Source organism: Vibrio sp. Vb1574, assembly GCF_033338675.1.
The window spans coordinates 1-1,410 of sequence record NZ_JAWOTC010000204.1; the positions used below are offsets into that span (position 1 = coordinate 1).

General features: G+C 41.4%; 1 protein-coding gene. It reads right to left on the bottom strand.

Annotated elements, in window-relative coordinates; all coding sequences use genetic code 11:
* On the bottom strand, positions 1–1,224 hold a 1,224-nt coding region (locus R7O12_RS24830), incomplete at its 3' end, for a PAS domain S-box protein (protein WP_318126715.1).
* Between the last annotated feature and the right edge of the window lie 186 nt (positions 1,225–1,410).

Sequence of the window (1,410 nt, forward strand, 5' to 3'; positions counted from 1 at the left end):
AATAGGTTGAATGAAAGACTGACCAACTAACTGTTCGATTTCTAAACCCACAAGTTTGGTGACTGCTGGGTTGACCATGGTGAGAACGCCTTTGTGATTAAGCACAATAAGGCCGTCTTGACTGGCTTCAAACACTCGACCAGCTACGCGCTGGCGATTCATCGCCTCTTCGATCTCTGTGATGTCTTGAATGGCGAAGAGAAGATAACCGTGGTTAGACAAACGACGAGTCGTTAGGCTTAGCTGCTGTTCGTTATCAATGTTTTGAAGGTGGATATCATCACACTCTAAGCATCGACTAAGAATTTGGCTAAGCTCGTTCGGCATTTTTGTTTTTATCAGATCGCGGATATTCGCATTTTCTAATGCTTCCGGTGTTTTCTGAAATATATGCTGAGTCGCAGCATTACTGTGGATAATGGTGCCAAGGTTGTCGGTAATAACCAACGCATACTGAATGGATTCAATGACTTCTTCTGAAAATGCTCTTTTTTGTTCGAGCGTAGCTAACGAATGTTGGCGTTGTTTTTCCCTTTTTCGGAGTTTGGTCATCATTCGGTTAAATGAGTGAATAACTTCGCCCAGTTCGTCTTTAGAATGATGACGAATTTGTACGTGAGAGGCATTACCAAAAGTAACATCTTGAATTGCACCGTTGAGATCGAGCAACGGTCTTAGAATGATACGATCAATGGTAATGTAGAAAATAATGCCACCAGCCGCCAATATCAGCAGAAGTACGCCGGCATCTTTCAAGAATGAATGTTGCGCATTTATAATTGGAATATATGACAACGTCACTCGAATTGAGCCAATCACATGCCCTTCATGGATGATAGGCTCAAGTACGTACAAAAACTTGGCGGACAACGCATACCCTAATGCATCGAGCTTACTTCTTTCATTTTGATTAGGAACGGGAGCAGACTCCCCACTCCCTTCAAGCACAACAAAAGGTTCATTGGCCCTATCATACAATTTCACTCTAGAAACGTTGGGCTGTTCTAGAAGATCGGCCAGAATAGTTTGTGCTTTTCGCTTGTTCTTTGTTGTGAGCGCATCTTTAATTGAATAAGACACGTTATTGATTAACTTGCGAGTTTGCTCAACCAACTCATGTTTTGACGATTGGTATGCGGTGTACGAGGTATAACCTTTTGAAGCAACAAAGATCGCCGTAATAAAAACCAGAATCGGCCAGATAAGCTTTGCTCGTAATGACATATATATTCCTGTCGCACAACAACAACTAGAAGACAAAAGAGTTGTTATGCAAACTATCACCCAATAGAAGCCGTAAGACTAACATGACGGCAAAGCAAAATAACGTTAAATTCTCAAAAATTGGATTGAAAAGGACCGAATTACCTTAAAATTCGGATCAAATCAAAGAACGATAACGACGTGCTG